This is a genomic window from Kitasatospora sp. NPDC017646, from assembly GCF_044329365.1.
GTDB lineage: Bacteria > Actinomycetota > Actinomycetes > Streptomycetales > Streptomycetaceae > Kitasatospora.
This window is the reverse complement of the sequence record NZ_JBIRJC010000028.1, coordinates 55,565-70,894: the sequence shown is the minus strand read 5'-3', so window position 1 is coordinate 70,894 and position 15,330 is coordinate 55,565. Positions and strand designations below refer to the sequence as shown.

Annotated in this window: 11 protein-coding genes; 5 read left to right on the top strand and 6 right to left on the bottom strand. The window is 73.4% G+C overall.

The window, feature by feature from the left end; genetic code table 11:
* Positions 1 to 2: 2 nt before the first annotated feature.
* Genes ACH4J0_RS31570 through ACH4J0_RS31560 form a run of 3 tightly spaced genes read right to left on the bottom strand, consistent with a single transcriptional unit; the run spans position 3 to position 4,618 of the window.
* Positions 3 to 815 (bottom strand): HlyD family efflux transporter periplasmic adaptor subunit, encoded by an 813-nt coding sequence (locus ACH4J0_RS31570; protein ID WP_396244223.1) that lies wholly within the window; start codon positions 813 to 815, stop codon positions 3 to 5.
* A complete protein-coding gene (locus ACH4J0_RS31565; protein WP_396244221.1) occupies positions 812 to 2,320 on the bottom strand; it encodes a SagB family peptide dehydrogenase in 1,509 nt (502 codons plus the stop codon). Before ACH4J0_RS31565 ends, ACH4J0_RS31570 begins: the two co-directional genes overlap by 4 nt.
* Positions 2,321 to 2,341: 21 nt before the next feature.
* Positions 2,342 to 4,618 carry a TOMM precursor leader peptide-binding protein gene (locus tag ACH4J0_RS31560; protein WP_396244219.1) on the bottom strand — a complete coding sequence of 759 codons (2,277 nt, stop codon included), beginning with the start codon at positions 4,616 to 4,618 and terminating at the stop codon, positions 2,342 to 2,344.
* A 226-nt stretch (positions 4,619 to 4,844) separates the two neighbouring features.
* Between ACH4J0_RS31560 and ACH4J0_RS31555 the strand changes: the two genes are divergently transcribed.
* Positions 4,845 to 7,442: an AAA family ATPase gene (locus tag ACH4J0_RS31555; RefSeq protein ID WP_396244218.1), complete on the top strand. Its 2,598-nt coding sequence runs from the start codon at positions 4,845 to 4,847 to the stop codon at positions 7,440 to 7,442.
* Here the strand turns inward: ACH4J0_RS31555 and ACH4J0_RS31550 are convergent.
* The 3 genes from ACH4J0_RS31550 to ACH4J0_RS31540 form a co-directional block, all read right to left on the bottom strand.
* Positions 7,429 to 8,145, bottom strand: a complete 717-nt coding sequence (locus tag ACH4J0_RS31550) for a VOC family protein (protein ID WP_396244216.1) — start codon at positions 8,143 to 8,145, stop codon at positions 7,429 to 7,431. The two genes, ACH4J0_RS31555 and ACH4J0_RS31550, sit on opposite strands and share 14 nt — an antisense overlap.
* On the bottom strand, positions 8,079 to 8,948 hold the full coding sequence (locus ACH4J0_RS31545) for a hypothetical protein (protein WP_396244214.1): 870 nt from the start codon (positions 8,946 to 8,948) through the stop codon (positions 8,079 to 8,081). Before ACH4J0_RS31545 ends, ACH4J0_RS31550 begins: the two co-directional genes overlap by 67 nt.
* Positions 8,949 to 9,112: 164 nt before the next feature.
* Positions 9,113 to 9,340, bottom strand: a complete 228-nt coding sequence (locus tag ACH4J0_RS31540) for a hypothetical protein (RefSeq protein WP_396244211.1) — start codon at positions 9,338 to 9,340, stop codon at positions 9,113 to 9,115.
* A 401-nt stretch (positions 9,341 to 9,741) separates the two neighbouring features.
* On the opposite strand from ACH4J0_RS31540, the gene ACH4J0_RS31535 reads away from it, so the two are divergent.
* The 4 genes from ACH4J0_RS31535 to ACH4J0_RS31520 all read left to right on the top strand — a co-directional run bounded on the left by ACH4J0_RS31535 (position 9,742) and on the right by ACH4J0_RS31520 (position 15,163).
* Positions 9,742 to 10,731 carry a LuxR C-terminal-related transcriptional regulator gene (locus ACH4J0_RS31535; RefSeq protein ID WP_396244209.1) on the top strand — a complete coding sequence of 330 codons (990 nt, stop codon included), beginning with the start codon at positions 9,742 to 9,744 and terminating at the stop codon, positions 10,729 to 10,731.
* Between the two features lie 154 nt (positions 10,732 to 10,885).
* Entirely contained in the window at positions 10,886 to 12,619 is a 1,734-nt protein-coding gene (locus tag ACH4J0_RS31530; protein WP_396244208.1) for an LCP family protein, read from the top strand.
* A gap of 327 nt (positions 12,620 to 12,946) precedes the next feature.
* Positions 12,947 to 14,602 (top strand): LCP family protein, encoded by a 1,656-nt coding sequence (locus ACH4J0_RS31525; RefSeq protein ID WP_396244206.1) that lies wholly within the window; start codon positions 12,947 to 12,949, stop codon positions 14,600 to 14,602.
* Positions 14,603 to 14,713: 111 nt separating this feature from the next.
* A complete protein-coding gene (locus ACH4J0_RS31520; RefSeq protein WP_396244205.1) occupies positions 14,714 to 15,163 on the top strand; it encodes an SRPBCC domain-containing protein in 450 nt (149 codons plus the stop codon).
* Positions 15,164 to 15,330 lie beyond the last annotated feature (167 nt).

The window sequence follows — 15,330 nt, the reverse complement described above, 5'->3', positions numbered from 1 at the left end:
TCTCAGCGGCCGAGGATCAGGTTGAACGGGGTCTGCCGGCCGACGTTGATCGTGGCGGTGACGGCGACCTGGGTACCCAGCGGGTTCGGCGGGCCGCTCTGGGAGGTCCAGGCGAAGCCGCTCGGGGTGCCGGGGTCGGGCGTCAGGTCGACGACGACCAGCCGGGGCGCGTCCCTGCCGAGGTAGCGCTGGGCGGCGAGGTCGCCGCCGACCAGGCCGGAAACGGCCTCCCTGGTGAGCGCGTACGGGCTGACCGAGCTGACGGTGCCGCGCAGCAGCCCGAAGGCGCCGGCCGGGGTGGTGGACACGTTGAGGTCCACCTGGTCGCCGGGCTCCAGCCCGACGCTGCGGGTCGCGGGCACGAAGACCATCGCGACCATCCGTTCCTTCGGGTCGTCCACCCGCTCGACCGAGGCGACCGGCGAGCCGGGCGTGACCACCTGCCCGTCGGTGACCGACAGGCCGACCACCCGCCCGCCGAACGGGCTGGTGATCTCCCGGCTGTGGCCCTCGGTGTCCTCGACCCGGACCACCGACTGGCCCTGCTGGACCTGGTCGGCGGGCTTGGCGAGCACCGTGCGGACCATCCCGCCGAACGGGCTCTGGATCATCGCGGTGCCGTGCGGGTGGGTCAGCAGGCCCGGGGCGTCCACGGTGATCGGGATCTTCCCGGCGAAGGTCCACAGCAGCGCGGTGGCCATGGTGATCATCACGACGAACAGGGCGATCCAGCCCCGCGGCGCGGCGAGCAGGGTCGGCGAGTCGAGCTCGTCCGGCTCGCGCATCCGCTGCAGCGCCTTGAAACGGAACTTCATCGTCTCGCTTCTCTCCGTGGAACGCCGACGTCCTGACGCAGCGTCGGTGGCCGGCTGCCGATGACCAGCTCGCCGACGCTGCCTTCGGTGAAGTAGTCGAGTCCGCTGGCCGCGGCGAAGTCGGCCGCGTCGCCGCCGCCGAGGCCGCAGACCGCGAGGTCCATGGCGGTGCCGACCAGGTAGAGGGTCTGGTAGAGCGCGCCGACGTGCTTGAGGATCAGCGGGTAGGCGACCGTCTCGTACTTCCACATCACCCGGCCGAAGCGGGCGGTGACCAGCAGCACCACCTGCGGGTCGGTCTGCATCAGGCTGGACTCGCGGGCGCTCTTCACCAGTTGGGCGGTCGCGGCGCTCGGCTCGCTGACCAGCTCCAGCTCGTGCCGGTCGGTCGCGTAGTGCCACAGCCCGGGCTCCAGGCCCGCGCAGGAGGTCACCAGCGGGTACAGCTCCAGCTCGTGCACCGCGCCGCCGCTCGGGTACGGCCGGTCGGCCAGCTCCTGGCCGTCCCCGCCGGTGAACGTCTGCCGGCGGCGGGCGCTGCGGTAGAGCAACTCGCCGAGCTGTTCCAGGGTGATCGGCGCCTGCTCGTCGTGGTCGCGCACCGAACGGCGCTGCTCCAGCACCTCGGTGAACGGCCGGTCACCACGGGCGAGTTCGTCCAGGTCCGGGACGGGCAGGGCGACCTTGCGGCCCGCGAACGGCGCTGGGGAGGCCGGCTCGGGGGCGAAGCGGTCGCCGAACCGGTAGGTGCCGCCGTACCCGGCCACGGAGGTGGGCCGGCGGGTGCGGGAGTGGAAGGCGAGGTCGGCGGCCGTCCACTGGGCGAAGCGCTGCTCCTCGGCCTCCGGCTCTGAGCCGGGGGAGCCGTAGGCCAGCAGCCCGGCCGCGGCGAACAGCCGCAGGGTCTGCCGGACGGCGTCCAGCGGGAGCCCGCCGGGGAGCTGGGCGAGCGCGGCGGGGCTGGTCCAGCCGGCCAGGGCGGCCAGCAGGCCGGCCGCCCTGGTGGTCAGCTGGACGGCCAGCGCACTGCCCGGGGCGCGCACCAGCAGGGCGCCGCCCTCGACCGAGGCGGAGGCGAAGCGGGACAGCTTCACCCGCCCGGTCGGGTCGGGGGTGGGCCCCGGCTCGGCGGCGCCCCGGCCGACCGGGCGCAGCCGGGCCAGCGGCTCGTCCGCGGCGTCGGTGGCGAGGTGGACGGAGTGCTCCAGCATCCCGGCCGTGCCGAGCCGACGGCGGGTCAGCTGCCAGCGCAGCAGCCCGGCGTCGCCGTCCCGGGCCGCGACCAGGGCGGCCAGTTCCTCCTCGGTCTGCTCCCCGGCGGCCAGCGCGGCGACCGCCTCCATGGCGCCGGGCGCCAGGTCGGGGAGGTTCAGCGCGCCGACCGGCGCGGTCAGCCGGACGGCCTTGGGGCCGAGCGGCGCGAGCGCGCCGTCGGGGCGCAGCCGCAGCCGGCGCACCGTCCGTGCGGCGGCGGGCAGGTGGATCTCGTCAAGGGCGGTGGTCATCTCGTCTGCACCCGGCCGTTCCTAGAAGAAGACGTTCTTCGGGTTGAGCTGCTCCTCGGTGTGCGCAGCGGCCAGTCGGCCCTGGCGCACCGGCACGTCGTAGAGCCGGCCGGGGGCGAGGCGGCGCCAGAAGTGGCGCATGCCGGGGGCGATCACCTTGACCACGGCGAGGTCGAGGTCGGGGCGGCTCTGGTCGAGCACGATCACCTCGACGCCGGCCCTGCGGGCGCGCTCGACGCAGTCCCGGACGTGTCCGGCGAGGTCGTCACCGGTGAGCGGGGCGAAGTCGGCGAGGGTGCTGGCGGGCCGGGCGCGGTCGGGCAGCAGCCAGGGCTCGCTCGCGATCGTCGCGGTCCTGCACCACTCCAGGGTCTCCAGGTCGTCGGTGCGGTAGAGGGTGTTGCCGTTCTCGTCCCGGCGGTCGACGAAGGGGAGGAACTGGTTGACCTCGGTGAGCGCGCGGATCGCGGCGATCTTCGGGTCCGGGTGGGCGCCGAAGCCGACCATGATGTCCTCGACCTCGTGCCTGCGCCGGGAGATCGCGGCGAACACCGGCACGCCGAGGTCGGAGGTGAGGTCGAGCACCCACAGCTCGCGGTCCACCGAGGCGTAGAAGGCGCGCATGGTGTCCACGTACGGGTCGTTCAGCGAGTCGAGGTCGAACTCGGGCTGGGCGAGCCGGTTGTACCACCACAGGGCGACCGCGTCGCGCTCGACGACCTCGCAGAAGCCCTGGAGGATCGCCTCCTCCAGGGTGTTGCCGCTGGCGCAGCCGTTGGAGTCGCCGACGCAGTAGAAGTGCTGCTGGAGGTCGGGGTGGCCGTACCAGGCGTAGCCGGAGGGGACGAGCCGCTCCTCGTCGTGGGTGAGCGACCAGGCGCGGGTCCAGTCCAGTTCGGCGTCGACCGGGAAGGGGTCGGGCACCAGGTGGAGCCGGTGCTTGGGGTCGGCGTTCCACTCGGCGCGGTTCGCGAACTGGGCGTCGGAGAACTGCAGCAGGGCGTCCATGTGGACGGCGACGGCCGGGTCGAGGTCGCGGTAGGCGGCGCGCACCACCGGCTCCTCGCCGCGCCAGACCGCCGAGTAGCGCTCGATCGCCTCGCAGATCGCGCTGACCTTGGCCTGGATCTCGGAGCGGCCCTTGCCGCCGCTCTGACCGCGCATGTTGCGGCGCAGCAGGTCCATGTTGTCGTTGACCATGGCGAAGTTGTGGCCGGCGGTGAAGCTGTAGGTGATGCCGTTGCCGCTGTCCTCGTGCGCGCCGAGGCGGGTGATCGCGCCCAGGTGCGGGCTGATGTGGTGCTTGAGCCGGTCGTAGGTGAACTGCGGGGCCTGGACGCGGTAGCCGCCGTCGGTGGTGTGGCGGGCGGGGCTGGGCTGGAGGACGACCTTGGGGCTGCGCTCGGTGAGCAGGGCCGGGTCTCCGCAGCTGGGGCACTGGGGCTGGCGGACCAGGGTGTGCTCGGTGGTCTGCAGGGTGTTGAGGTCGAGGCTGACCATGGTGCCGGACAGCGCGGAGCAGCACTCGTCGGCCAGGATGCGGGCGGCCTCGGTGGCGAGCAGCTGGGCGGTCATCGCCGGGCCGGCCGGGATCGCGGCGCGGGTGGGGTGCAGCGGCACGGTCTCGCCGCGCTTGCCGGCCAGGTAGCGTTCGACCTGGCGGTTGCCGCTGATCCGCTGGGCCAGGCAGCTCCAGCAGCCGGTCTCGCCGGGGCGCAGCAGCGGGCCGAGCCAGGGGGAGGTTCCGGTGGGCTTGGCGAGGAGCCAGGGGCGGCCGTCGGCGAGCCGGGCGGTGTTCAGCCGCTCCAGGGCGCGGTCGAGGTAGTCGTCGGTGAGGGCGACGACCAGGGTGTCCGGGCCGGCCGCGAGGGCGTCGTCCTCGGTGACGGCGCGGGCGCGCAGGCCGGTGGCGGTCAGCGCCTCGACCAGCGGGGCGGCCTCGGCGGCGCCGAGGGCGAGCACCAGCAGCTCGGTGGCCCGGGCGGCCTCGAGCGCGACGGCCGGGTCGACGCCCTGGGCGTCCCAGTAGGCGAGCACGTGGTCGGGCAGGTCGGGCCGGCCTTCGGCGAGGTGCCCGGCCGCCTCGTAGCGGCGCAGCGCGGTCAGCGCCTGGCCGAGCCCGACCTCGCCACCGAGTTCCTGGAGGATCTCGGCGACGGTGCGCCGTCCGTCCAGGTAGGGCAGGAGGCGCACCGCGGCGGCTCCCGGGACGAGGTAGTCCTGCCCCTCTCCGAGCAGGAAGACCTTTTCGCCCACCGTCTCGGTGAGGAAATGGGCCTTGAGCCGCGGACGCTCCATAAGTCATCCCCCTGTGTTCACAAGTTCGTTGCGAGTATTCGAACACGGCGTCAAATGAGCTGTACATACTGCATATTCGGCGGGGCCTTCGACTTACGCATCGCGCGGAATTGCGTATTCCGTCGGACCGGTACGTAGTGCCGTACGTATTCGCCCGGACCGTTGACAGGGGGGCGCGCGGGGCGATACTGGTGTGTCCGCGCGAGGGGTACGACGGGGGGTTGCGGTGCCGACTGGAGTTTTGCTGCACCGGGAGACGGAGCTGGCGGAGCTGGCGCGGGCGGTGGCGGGTGCCGGCGCCGGCCGGTCCGCGGTCGTGCTGGTCAGGGGCCCGCGGGGGATCGGGAAGAGCGCGCTGCTGCGGGCCGCGCTGGCCCGGATGCCGGGCGGGGCGGTGGTGCTGCGCGCCCGCTGCCACGACAACGAGCGGGACTTTCCGTACGGCGTGGTGCGCCAGCTCTTCGATCCTTTCATGCGCATGACAAGTGCATCAGCGGCAACCCCGGAATTCCTGGGCGAAACACCTGGGGAATTCCTCGCCGAGGCCCTTCCGGCGGCGCTTCCGGGGGCCGGTCCGGGGGTTGTCCCGAGGGCCTTCCCGGGGGGTTCCGAAAGCGCCGGGAACGGGCGCGAGCGGGTGCTGAACAACCTTTTCCACGCAGCCCGTTCGCTCACCTCCCGGACGCCCGTCGTGATGGCCGTGGACGACCTCCACCTGGCTGACGAGGAGTCCCGGCAGTGGTTCTCCTACCTCGCCCGGCGGCTCGACGGCCTGCCGGTCGCCCTGCTCGCGAGCACCGCCGACGAGGCGGCCGACCCGCTGGCCGCCGAGCTCGCCGCCCTGCGCCACGCCCGCACTCTCACCCCCGGCCCGCTCTGCGACAGCTGCGTGGCCGAACGGGTCGCCGAGGAGTTCGACGCCCCCGTCGACCCGGAACTCGCCGCCGTCTGCCACGACCTCTCCCGCGGCAACCCGCTGGTGGTCGAGGAACTCACCGCCCGGCTGGCCGCCGCCCGGATCTCGCCCGGCTCGCCCGACCTCGACAAGGTGCTGCGGATCGGCGCCGGCACCCTCGCCGACACCACCCTCAGCTGGCTGCGGCAGAGCCACCCCCGGGCCGCCGAACTACTCACCGCCCTCGCCGTGCTGGGCGCCGACGCCGACCTCGCCACCGCCGCCCTGCTCACCGGCCAGGGCGAACTGCTCGCCGACGACGCCCGCGAGGCGCTGCGCCGCACCGACCTGATCGAGCCGGGACCACCCGAGACCTTCCGGCACGAGCTGGTCCGCACCGCCGTCCTGGCCCGCACCGACCCGCGCGTCCTGGTCGCCCTGCACGAGCGGGCCGCCGCCCTGCTGGCCCGGCTCGGCGCCCCCGCCGCCCGCACCGCAGAACACCTGATGTCCTCCGGCACCACCGGACTGGACTGGGCCGTCCCCGTCCTGCGCACCGCCGCCCGGGAGGCCGCCGCCGACGGCCACTGGGACGACGCCGCCCGCTACCTCCAACGCGCCCTCGCCGACGCCGTCGACCCGGAACTGGTCCGCTCGCTCACGGGGCAGCTCGGCACCGTCGAACTCCACCGCGACGTGGCCGCCGCCGCCCGCTGCGCCGCCGGCCTCGCGGCGAACGCGCCCGACCCGGTCGAACGGGCCCGGCTGCTGAGACCGTTCGCCGGACCGGTGCTCGCGCTGAGCGCGGCCGGCGCCGCCGCCGTGCCCTTCGCCGAGGCCGCCGCGGCGCTCGCCGCGGGAACCCCGGCCACGCCCGCACCCCCCGCCGAGCTGCTGCTCCCGCTCGCCGCCCAGGCCGTGCTGACCGGCCGGCGCACCGCTCTGCGGCCCGCCCTCGCCGCGCTGCGCGCCCACCCGACCGAGCCCACCGTCACCGGCATGCTCGGCGCCCTGGCCGCGCTGGCCGCCGCCGGGGGACAGCCCCGTACGGCGGTGCGGCTGGCGACGCGCTGCGTGCGCCGGGTCTCACCCGCCGAGGCGGGGACGGACGTCCTGGGCGCGGCGATGGCCTACGCCTGGACCGGGCGGCTGGACGAGGCGGCCGCCTGGGCCGGTCGGGTGGTCCGCTCCGCCCAGCGCTGGAACCACCGCGGCGAACTCGCCCTCGCCCTGCTGGCCCGCTCCGACGTCGCCCACCGGCAGGGCCGGCTGGACGCCGCGCTCGCCGACGCCGAACAGGCCGCCGGGCTGGCCCGGCAGATCCGGGCCGAGGACCTCGCGGGCGCCGCCCGGGCCCTGGCCGTACGGGCCCGGCTGCGCCGGGGGCTCCCGGTGGACGCGGCGCGCGCCGACGCCGAGCTGGCGGCGGTCGAACTGCCCTCCGAGGCCCACCCGTTGCTGCGCGCGGTGCTGCTGGAGGCCCGTGGCCTGCTCGCCGCCCACCGTGGCGACCAGCAGCAGGCGCTGCGGCTCTTCCTGGAGTGCGGGCACCAGCTGGCCGCCCGCGGCGTGGCCAACCCGGCCTGCGTGCCGTGGCGCGCCCACGCGGCGCAGGCCTACCAGGCGCTCGGCGAGCACGCCGCCGCCCGGACCATCGCGGCCGACCCGCTGCCCGGCGGTGACGCCCGGCCGCGCCCGGCCGAGGAGCGCAGCGGCCCGGCCATCGGCACCCGCGACGCCGGGCCGGTCCGGCTGACCCCGAGCGAGCGGCGGGTCACCGAGCTGGTGCTCCAGGGCCTGAGCAACCTGGAGGTCGCCGAGCGGCTCTGCCTCAGCAAGCGCACGGTGGACACCCACCTGGGCCGGATCTACCGCAAGCTGGCGATCAAGGGGCGACCCGAACTCGGCGCCGCGGTCAAGGCGTTGTAGCGGTCACCAGACCGAACTCCGCTCCCCACGGATCGCGCAGCACAGGCGGCTCCTCCCGGCCCGGCCGGATCAGCCGGGCGCCGCGCTCGACCGCCCGGCGGACGGTCTCGGCCGGGTCGGCCGCGCCGAAGAGCGGCAGCCAGCACGGACGGCCCTGGTCGCTCTCCACCACCCGGGCGTGGGCGAAGCCGTCGAGCGCGAACTCCCCGTCCGAGCCCAGCCGGTAGCCGAACATCGGCCCGTAGAACGCCTCGGCCCGGGTGGCGGACGGCACCCGCAGTTCGTGGCCGCAGATCGCGCCCGGCTCGTCCGCGAGCACCACCCCCTCGGCCCGGGCCCCCTCCCAGAAGCCGACCGTGACCCCCGAGGGGTCGACCGCCAGCAGCAGCCGCCCGTTCTCCCCGGCGGGCACCGGCGGCATCACCACCCGTCCGCCCAGCCGCCCGACCTGGGCGCAGCTGTGCTCCGCGTCCTTGGTCGCCAGGTAGACGTTCCACGTGGCCAGCGGCGGCAGGCCCACCGGGGCGGCGCCGAAGCCGCCGATCACCTCGCCGCCCAGCACGGCCAGCTGGTAGTCCGGCGACTCGGCGACGAACTCCCAGCCCAGCAGGGCCGAGTAGAACTCCCGGCTGCCGTTCAGATCGGGAGTGATGCAGTCAGCCCAGCACGGTGCGCCGATGGCATAGCTGGTACGTCGAGGCACGGGTCGTCCTTCTCCTTGGTCAAAGCATGATCGATCAGCCCGGCCGCCTCCTCCGCCCCGCTCACGCCGGGCAGGTGCAGGCAGTGGGTCGGCGCGTCGGCGAGCAGTCCACTGGAGTCGGCGGGCCAGGTCCGGGTGGTGAACTCCCATGGTGCCAACCGAACTTCCTCGTCGACGCTGCGGCAGAGCCGGACCAGCGCCGGCGGGGCCAGCCTGGCCCGTACCGGCACCACCGGCCCGAGGCTCTCCGGCCGCACCAGCAGCACTTCTCCGCCGCCCGGCGAGGTGGTGGTGCGCCACGTCCCGTCGGGCAGTCCGGCGCCGCGAAGCCAGGCCGCGGCCGGTCCGCGCGCCTCCAGCGGCGCGAGGTGGGGCAGCACGTGCCCGGTGCGGCGGTCCAGCACGAGCAGCCGTCCCGAGACGAACTCCCAGGAGCGCTGCGCCAGCGCGGCGCCCACGTTGGCCTGCTCCGAGTACGGTCCGCCGATCAGTGCCACGGTGGCGCCGCCCTTGGCCAGCACGACGGCCTGGGTTAGGCAGAACCGGTCCTGCAACGCCGCGAAGGGCGGCACCGCGGAAGGGACGTTCCCCCAGCCCCGGAAGGCGCGCCGCAGCAACGGCGTTCCGTCACTGCGGCGGACCAGGAAATCGCCGGGCGCGTCCTTCCCCGGAGCCCGGGAGAATTCCACCCGCAGCTGGTCGGGGTCCCGGGAAATGCCGGTGAGGTGCGGCCCGAAATGGAATGAGATCTCCTCGCGGTCGGCCTGGACGAGGGCGATCTCGAGGCCGAAGAAGTTCAGCACAATCGGCTCGATAACCGGCACTGTGGCTCCTGGCGGTTTGTTGCACATTCAATTTATGCGGCGGTCCGGAGTTCGGTCGTCGGCTCTCCGCCGACGACCGGCCGGGCTGCCCGGCGGCCGGTCGTGGTGCGGAGTCATCAGGTGCTGTGGCCTGCGGATGGCCGTTATCCCCAGCGCCAGTCGGTCGGGGTCGCCTCGCCGCCGAGCATCAGCAGCTGGGACTCGCGCAGCTGGGTGGTGAGGTGGTTCGTGAACTGCTGCACGGAAGCGGTGGCGGGGCTGACGGCCGGCGCGGAGCCCGGCGCGGCGTGTGCGGATCCGGCCAGGACGCCGCAGGCGACGGCCAGCGCGGCCGCGGCGGTACAGGCGAGCTTGCGGCAGGAAAGCAGCATGGAGAACCCCCAGGACAAGTGCGTTTCGGAAGCGGGTGCCGGCCAATTCCCCGACTTCGTCGGTCGGCCGTCGGTGATGACGGTCCGTGATCATCGGCGGGCCCGGCTGGGGAGCTCGCGGCTCCCCGACAACCGAAAGTCTGGAGGACGCCGACGGCTATCGGAAGGTGTTCGGGGCGGCAGGAAGATCGCCGTGGCACCTTGGTGCCATTACCTTTCCATTACCTTTATCGCGACCGGCCGATCCGCCGCCTCCGCGTTGCCCCCGCGGTGCCCCCGTGATGCCGCGAAAGAAACGCTTCCGCAGTTGTCCTGCCCTGTCCGTCCTGGCATGATCGGTCAGCGGACTTGTCCGGCCAAGTGCCGGAAATCGGTACGGGCTGCGGGGGAGTGGTGCGCCGATGACGCGGGGGATCGACGATGCCGCGCAGGCGGTCTACCGGTTGATGCTGACCGATCATCAGTTGGATGTCGAGGGGTTGGCCGGAAAGCTCGGCCTGACAGCGGACCAGGTCCGCGCCGCCCTCGACCAGCTCGCCGGCCTGCGCCTGCTCCGCCCCTGCGAGGACGACGTCCAGGGCGAGCCGTCCGGCGCCCTGCGGCCGGTCGACCCGAGGGTCGGACTGCCCGCCCTGCTGCGGTACTACGAATCCGTCCAGCAGCGCGCCCAGTTGGAGTTCGAACGCCGTCAGGCCGAGATCTCCGGCATGCTCGCCCAGTTCCGCGACGAGTCCGCCCGCGAGGACAGCCAGCTGGAGCGCCTGCTCGGCATGGCCACCGTCCAGGCGCGGATGGAGGAGCTGGTCGGCGCGGTCCGCGACGAGCTGCTCACCTTCAGCCCCGGCGGCGCCCAGTCCGCCGCCTCGCTCCAGGCCAGCCGCCCCGACAACGAGGCACTGCTCGCCCGGGGCGTGACCATGCGCACCGTGTACCTGGACTCGGTGCGCAAGGACCGGGCCACCGTCCAGCACGCCGAGTGGCTGACCGGCCTCGGCTGCGAGGTGCGGACGGTGCCGGCCCTGCCGCTGCGCATGCTGGTCATCGACCGCCGGGTCGCGCTCGTCCCGATCGACCCCGCCAACACCCTCAAGGGCGCCGTCCAGATCTCGTCACCCGGCGTGCTCGCCGCCCTGGTCTCGCTCTTCGAGCAGACCTGGTCCGACGCCACCCCCTTCGGCGCCCCGCGCGAACGCGACGAAGAGGGCCTCACCCGCCAGGAACAGGAACTCCTCCGCCTGCTCGGCCAGGGCTACACCGACGAGGCCGCCGGCAAGCACCTCGGCGTCTCGTTGCGCACCACCCGGCGGATGATGGCCGACCTGATGGACCGCCTCGGCGCCCGCAGCCGCTTCGAGGCCGGCTTGCTGGCGGGGCGGCGCGGCTGGCTCTGAGCGCCTTTCCGGCTGGGATGATCGGCCGTCAAAACCGCCCCTTCGAGGGCAATTGGACATCGAACCGTTTCGTCCTGATCCGCTCGTGTGTTTCGCTGGGCCGCGACAGACCTGTCGAGGACGGGCCGACCGTCGGTCCGGGACCGGGGGAGCCATGGCCGGGAACGCCGAGAAAGCCGGGAACGCCGAGAAAGCCGGGAACGCCGGGAACGCCGGGAACGCCGAGAAAGCCGGGAACGCCGAGAAAGCCGGGAACGCCGGGCAGCCGCAGGGCGGCCGCGCCGCCGCCCGCAAGGCCACGAGCGGCGGCGGGCGCTTCCCCCTGCTGATCGCGGGCCGGGTGGTGGCCTGCACGGTCGGCTTCGCGGTGTTCGCGGCCAGTGGGGTGGTCTGGTACGAGTACACGTCGCTGACCGACGGGATGACCACCTCCAAGGCCCTCGACGAGACCAGGAAGGACGCCCCCAAGCACCTCGACAACTCGATCAACCTGCTGCTGATCGGTCTGGACAGCCGCAAGGCGATGGACGGTTCCGACCTGCCCCCGGAGGTCGTCGAGAACGAGCTGCACGCCGGCCACGACTCCGAGATCGGCGGCTACAACACCAACTCGCTGATCCTGCTGCACATACCGGCGGGCGGCGGCAAGGTGCAGGCGGTGTCGGTCCCGCGCGACGACTACGTGATGACCTACAAGGGCGACGGCACCAAGCTGGGCATGGCCAAGATCAAGCAGGCCTACGGCAACGCCAAGGACCAGTTCAACAACGGCCCGAAGGCCAAGGGCCTCAAGGGCGCCGACCTGGAGAAGGCCGGCCGCGACGCCGGGCGCGCGGCCGCCATCCGCACCGTCCAGACCTTCCTGGACCAGCCCGTCGACCACGTCGCCGAGGTGAACCTGAAGGGCTTCTACGACATCGCCGACGTGCTCAAGCCGATCGAGGTCTGCCTCACCCACCCGGTCGACGACCCGATCGTCTCCAGGACGGCCACCCACGAGGGCGGTGGCACCGGGCTCAAGCTCCCGGCCGGGCACAGCAGGCTCGACGCCGCCCAGGCGCTCTCCTTCGTCCGCCAGCGGCACAACCTGGACGACGGCCACGGGAACTCGGACGACTTCGCCCGCACCCACCGCCAGCAGGCCTTCATCTCCTACGTGGTGCACAACCTCAAGGAGAAGGGCGTCATCGGCGACCTCGGCAAGATGCAGCAGCTGATGGGCGTGGTGCAGCAGGACCTCGTCATCGACAACCAGTGGAACGTCCTGGACTTCGCCCAGCAGGCGCCGAACCTGACCGGCGGCAACGTCGAGTTCCGCACCCTCCCGGTGGCCGACCTCTCGAAGGTCGGCGGCCAGGACGTCAACCTCGTCAACCCGCCCCAGATCCAGAAGATCGTCAAGCAGCTCTTCGGTTACGCGGACGCCGCCGCGGCCCCCGCCCCCGCCGACACCGCCTCGCCGGGCGCCACCGCGAGCGTGCCCCCGAGCCAGGCGCCCACCCAGGCCGGTGCCCCCGCCGTCGTGGACGTGTTCAACGCCTCCTCCGCCGCCGGGGTGTCCTCCTCCAACGAGGCCAAGGTGCTGGCCGGCCTGGGCTTCAAGGAGGGCCGGACCGGCCCGGCCGCCACCAAGCCGAAGGCCACCGCGGTCACCTACGGCAAGGGTGCCAAGGACGCCGCCGACCGGATCGCCGTCCGCTACGGCGTCACCGCCACCGAGTCCGCCTCGGCCGCCGCCGGGCACGTCGTGGTCACCCTCGGAACCACCTTCACCGGCGTCGCCGCCGACCGCCCCAGCAGCGCCCCGACCGACCCCGGCACCAATGTGGCCCAGCAGGGCCCCATGGTCGACGCCCAGTCCGACGGCGGCATCCCCTGCGTCTTCTGACCGGTTCGGCACCCTGCCCGAATCGGGTGTTTTCGGACGTTCTGTAGCGGGATCGTCCCGTGACCACCGGGATGGTTGGTGCACCGGGGGTCAGTGATCACCTTTCGTCTCAATATGATCGGAAGCCACGATGGTCGGACTGTACCGACCTTCGTACGTACAACCAGGGAGCGGCCCTGACCGTCTCCCCCTGTGCGGTGCGCCAGATCGTCCGGGGCGTCGCTTCCGTCGGTGAAAGGTACGCGCATGTCAGGTCGGAGGGGCGAGAGCCCGGCTCGGGGCGAGGGCGCGCCCGACGCGCTCCCGGCGGAAGGTACACCGGGCACCGTGCCCGCGCCGCGCTCCGGCGGCCGGGCCGAGGCCCGTCGCGCCGCGCAGGGCAAGGGCGCCGGCGCGGCGGACGGCACTTCCGCCGGACGGGCGGCGGCGCGGCGCAGCGCCAAGCCCAAGAAGAACGTGAAGAAGATCGTCGCCTGGTCGGCGGCCGGCGTGCTGGTGCTGGTCGCGGGCGCCGGCGGCGCGATCTACTACAAGCTGAACGCCAATATCAAGTCCTTCGACGCCGACGCGATAGCCGCCGACCGCCCGCCGGAGGCCAAGGCCGACGCGGACGGCAACAAGCCGGTCAACGTACTGCTGATCGGCTCCGACAGCCGGGGCGGCAACAACTCCGACCTCGGCGGCGGCGAGGACGGCGGCGCCCGCTCGGACACCACGATCCTGCTGCACGTCTACGCCGACCACAAGCACGCCGTCGGCATCTCGATCCCGCGCAACGCGATCGTGCCGATACCGTCCTGCAAGCTGCCCAACGGCAAGTGGACCAAGGGCGGCAACGACCTGTTCAACGCCGCCTTCTCGGTCGGCGGCAGCGACGGCGGCAACCCGGCCTGCACCCAGAACACGGTGGAGAAGGTCACCGGCATCCGGGTCGACCACACCATGGTGGTCGACTTCAACGGCTTCGCCGCGATGACCAAGGCCGTCAACGGCGTGGACATCTGCCTGCCGAAGCCGATCTACGAGGGCGACATCAACCCCAACCTGCACAAGAAGGGCAACCTCGTCCTCCCGCAGGGCAAGCAGACCGTCGAGGGACAGCAGGCCCTCGACTACGTCCGCCTGCGGCACGGCATCGGCGACGGCTCCGACATCGGCCGGATGAAGCGCCAGCAGGCCTTCATGAGCTCGCTCGCCACCAAGATGAAGAAGGAGGGGCTGAGCCCCACCAACCTGCTGCCGCTGGCCGACGCGGCGACCAAGTCGCTGACCGTCGACCCGGGCCTGGACTCCGCGGACAAGCTGCTCTCCTTCGGCCTGTCGCTGAAGAACATCGACATGCACGACCTGAAGTTCGTCACGGCGCCCTGGCGCTACCGCACCCAGGACGCCAACATCGACCTGGTCCAGCCGGACGCCAACAAGCTCTGGGAGACCCTCAAGGCCGACCAGACCATCGACGGCCAGAACGCCACCGGCCAGCAGCCGGACGCCGGCGGCAGCCCGAGCGCCGCCCCCCAGCAGGCCGCGCCCAGCACGCCGCCCGCCCCGGCCGGGGACGCCTCCAACGCCTCGATCAAGGTCGCGGTCTACAACGGCACGCTCGCCAACGGTCTGGCCGGCAAGGCGACCGACCTGCTGAAGGGCGCCAAGTTCACGGCGACCACGGCGGGCCAGGCGGCGAACACGAAGTACAAGACCACCACGATCGAGTACAGCTCCAGCCAGAAGGCGAACGCGGAGAAGGTCGCCGCGCTGTTCCCCGGCGCCAGCCTGGAGCCCAGCAGCGCGCGGGGCATCTCGGTGATCGTCGGCCAGGACTTCGCCGCGGCCAACGGCATGGGGACGACCACGGGCGGCACCGCGAGCGCCACCCCGGGCGCCCAGACGCCCGCGGCGCCGCTGCCCACCACCGTCACCAACGACGCCCGCTCGGCGGACGACGACATCTGCGCCAACACCACCTACGGCAGCGGCGGCTGACCGGGCCCACCGGAACGGCGGGGGAGCGATCCCGGGGCGCGTGCGTCCCGGGGGCGTGCCATCGTGGGCCGTAGAAGGGGGCGGCCCACCGGTCACCGAGAGGCGGACCCCATGCCCGAGATCGCCCTGCAGATCGACATCGCCGCGCCGCGGGCCGCCGTGCTCGACGCGCTCAACACCCACGACGGGCTGACCAGCTGGTGGACCACCGGCGTGGACCGCGAGGGCGACGTGCTGCTCTTCGACTTCCCCGGCGTGCCCGAGCCGTTCCGGCTGCGCCGCGAGCGGGCCGACCTGGACCGGGTGCTGTGGGCCAACGCCGGGGTCTTCCCGCCCCACTGGGCCGGCACCTGGATCAGCTGGGACCTCGCCGACCAGCCCGACGCGCCCGACCGCACCCGGCTGCTGTTCCGGCACGGCGGCTGGCAGCCGGGCAGTGAGGAGGGCGTCCCGATGGTGGCCGGCACCTGGGCCGAACTGCTGGTCCGGCTCAAGGACTACGCGCAGAGCGGCAAGGTGCAGCCGTACTTCGTCACCGCGCGGCGCCACGACGAGGAGTGAGCGGCCGGTGAGCGGCCGGTGGCCGCCGGGCCGAGGGTCGCCCGCCAGGGCGCCGTCCGGTGGCGGGAACGCGGCGGCGGGCCGAAGGTGGGCGGTGTACCTCCGTCGTACCGCCGTCCGCGCGGACGGCCGTACCGGTCGGGCCGGGCCCCCGCCCGCCCGACGAC

What these genes read in the sequence shown, in the direction of transcription:
- ACH4J0_RS31570 (WP_396244223.1), bottom strand. Translation starts at nt 815, where the DNA reads ATGAAGTTCCGTTTCAAGGCGCTGCAGCGGATGCGCGAGCCGGACGAG.
- ACH4J0_RS31565 (WP_396244221.1), bottom strand. Translation starts at nt 2,320, where the DNA reads ATGACCACCGCCCTTGACGAGATCCACCTGCCCGCCGCCGCACGGACG.
- ACH4J0_RS31560 (WP_396244219.1), bottom strand. Translation starts at nt 4,618, where the DNA reads ATGGAGCGTCCGCGGCTCAAGGCCCATTTCCTCACCGAGACGGTGGGC.
- ACH4J0_RS31540 (WP_396244211.1), bottom strand. Translation starts at nt 9,340, where the DNA reads ATGCTGCTTTCCTGCCGCAAGCTCGCCTGTACCGCCGCGGCCGCGCTG.
- ACH4J0_RS31535 (WP_396244209.1), top strand. Translation starts at nt 9,742, where the DNA reads ATGACGCGGGGGATCGACGATGCCGCGCAGGCGGTCTACCGGTTGATG.
- ACH4J0_RS31530 (WP_396244208.1), top strand. Translation starts at nt 10,886, where the DNA reads ATGGCCGGGAACGCCGAGAAAGCCGGGAACGCCGAGAAAGCCGGGAAC.
- ACH4J0_RS31520 (WP_396244205.1), top strand. Translation starts at nt 14,714, where the DNA reads ATGCCCGAGATCGCCCTGCAGATCGACATCGCCGCGCCGCGGGCCGCC.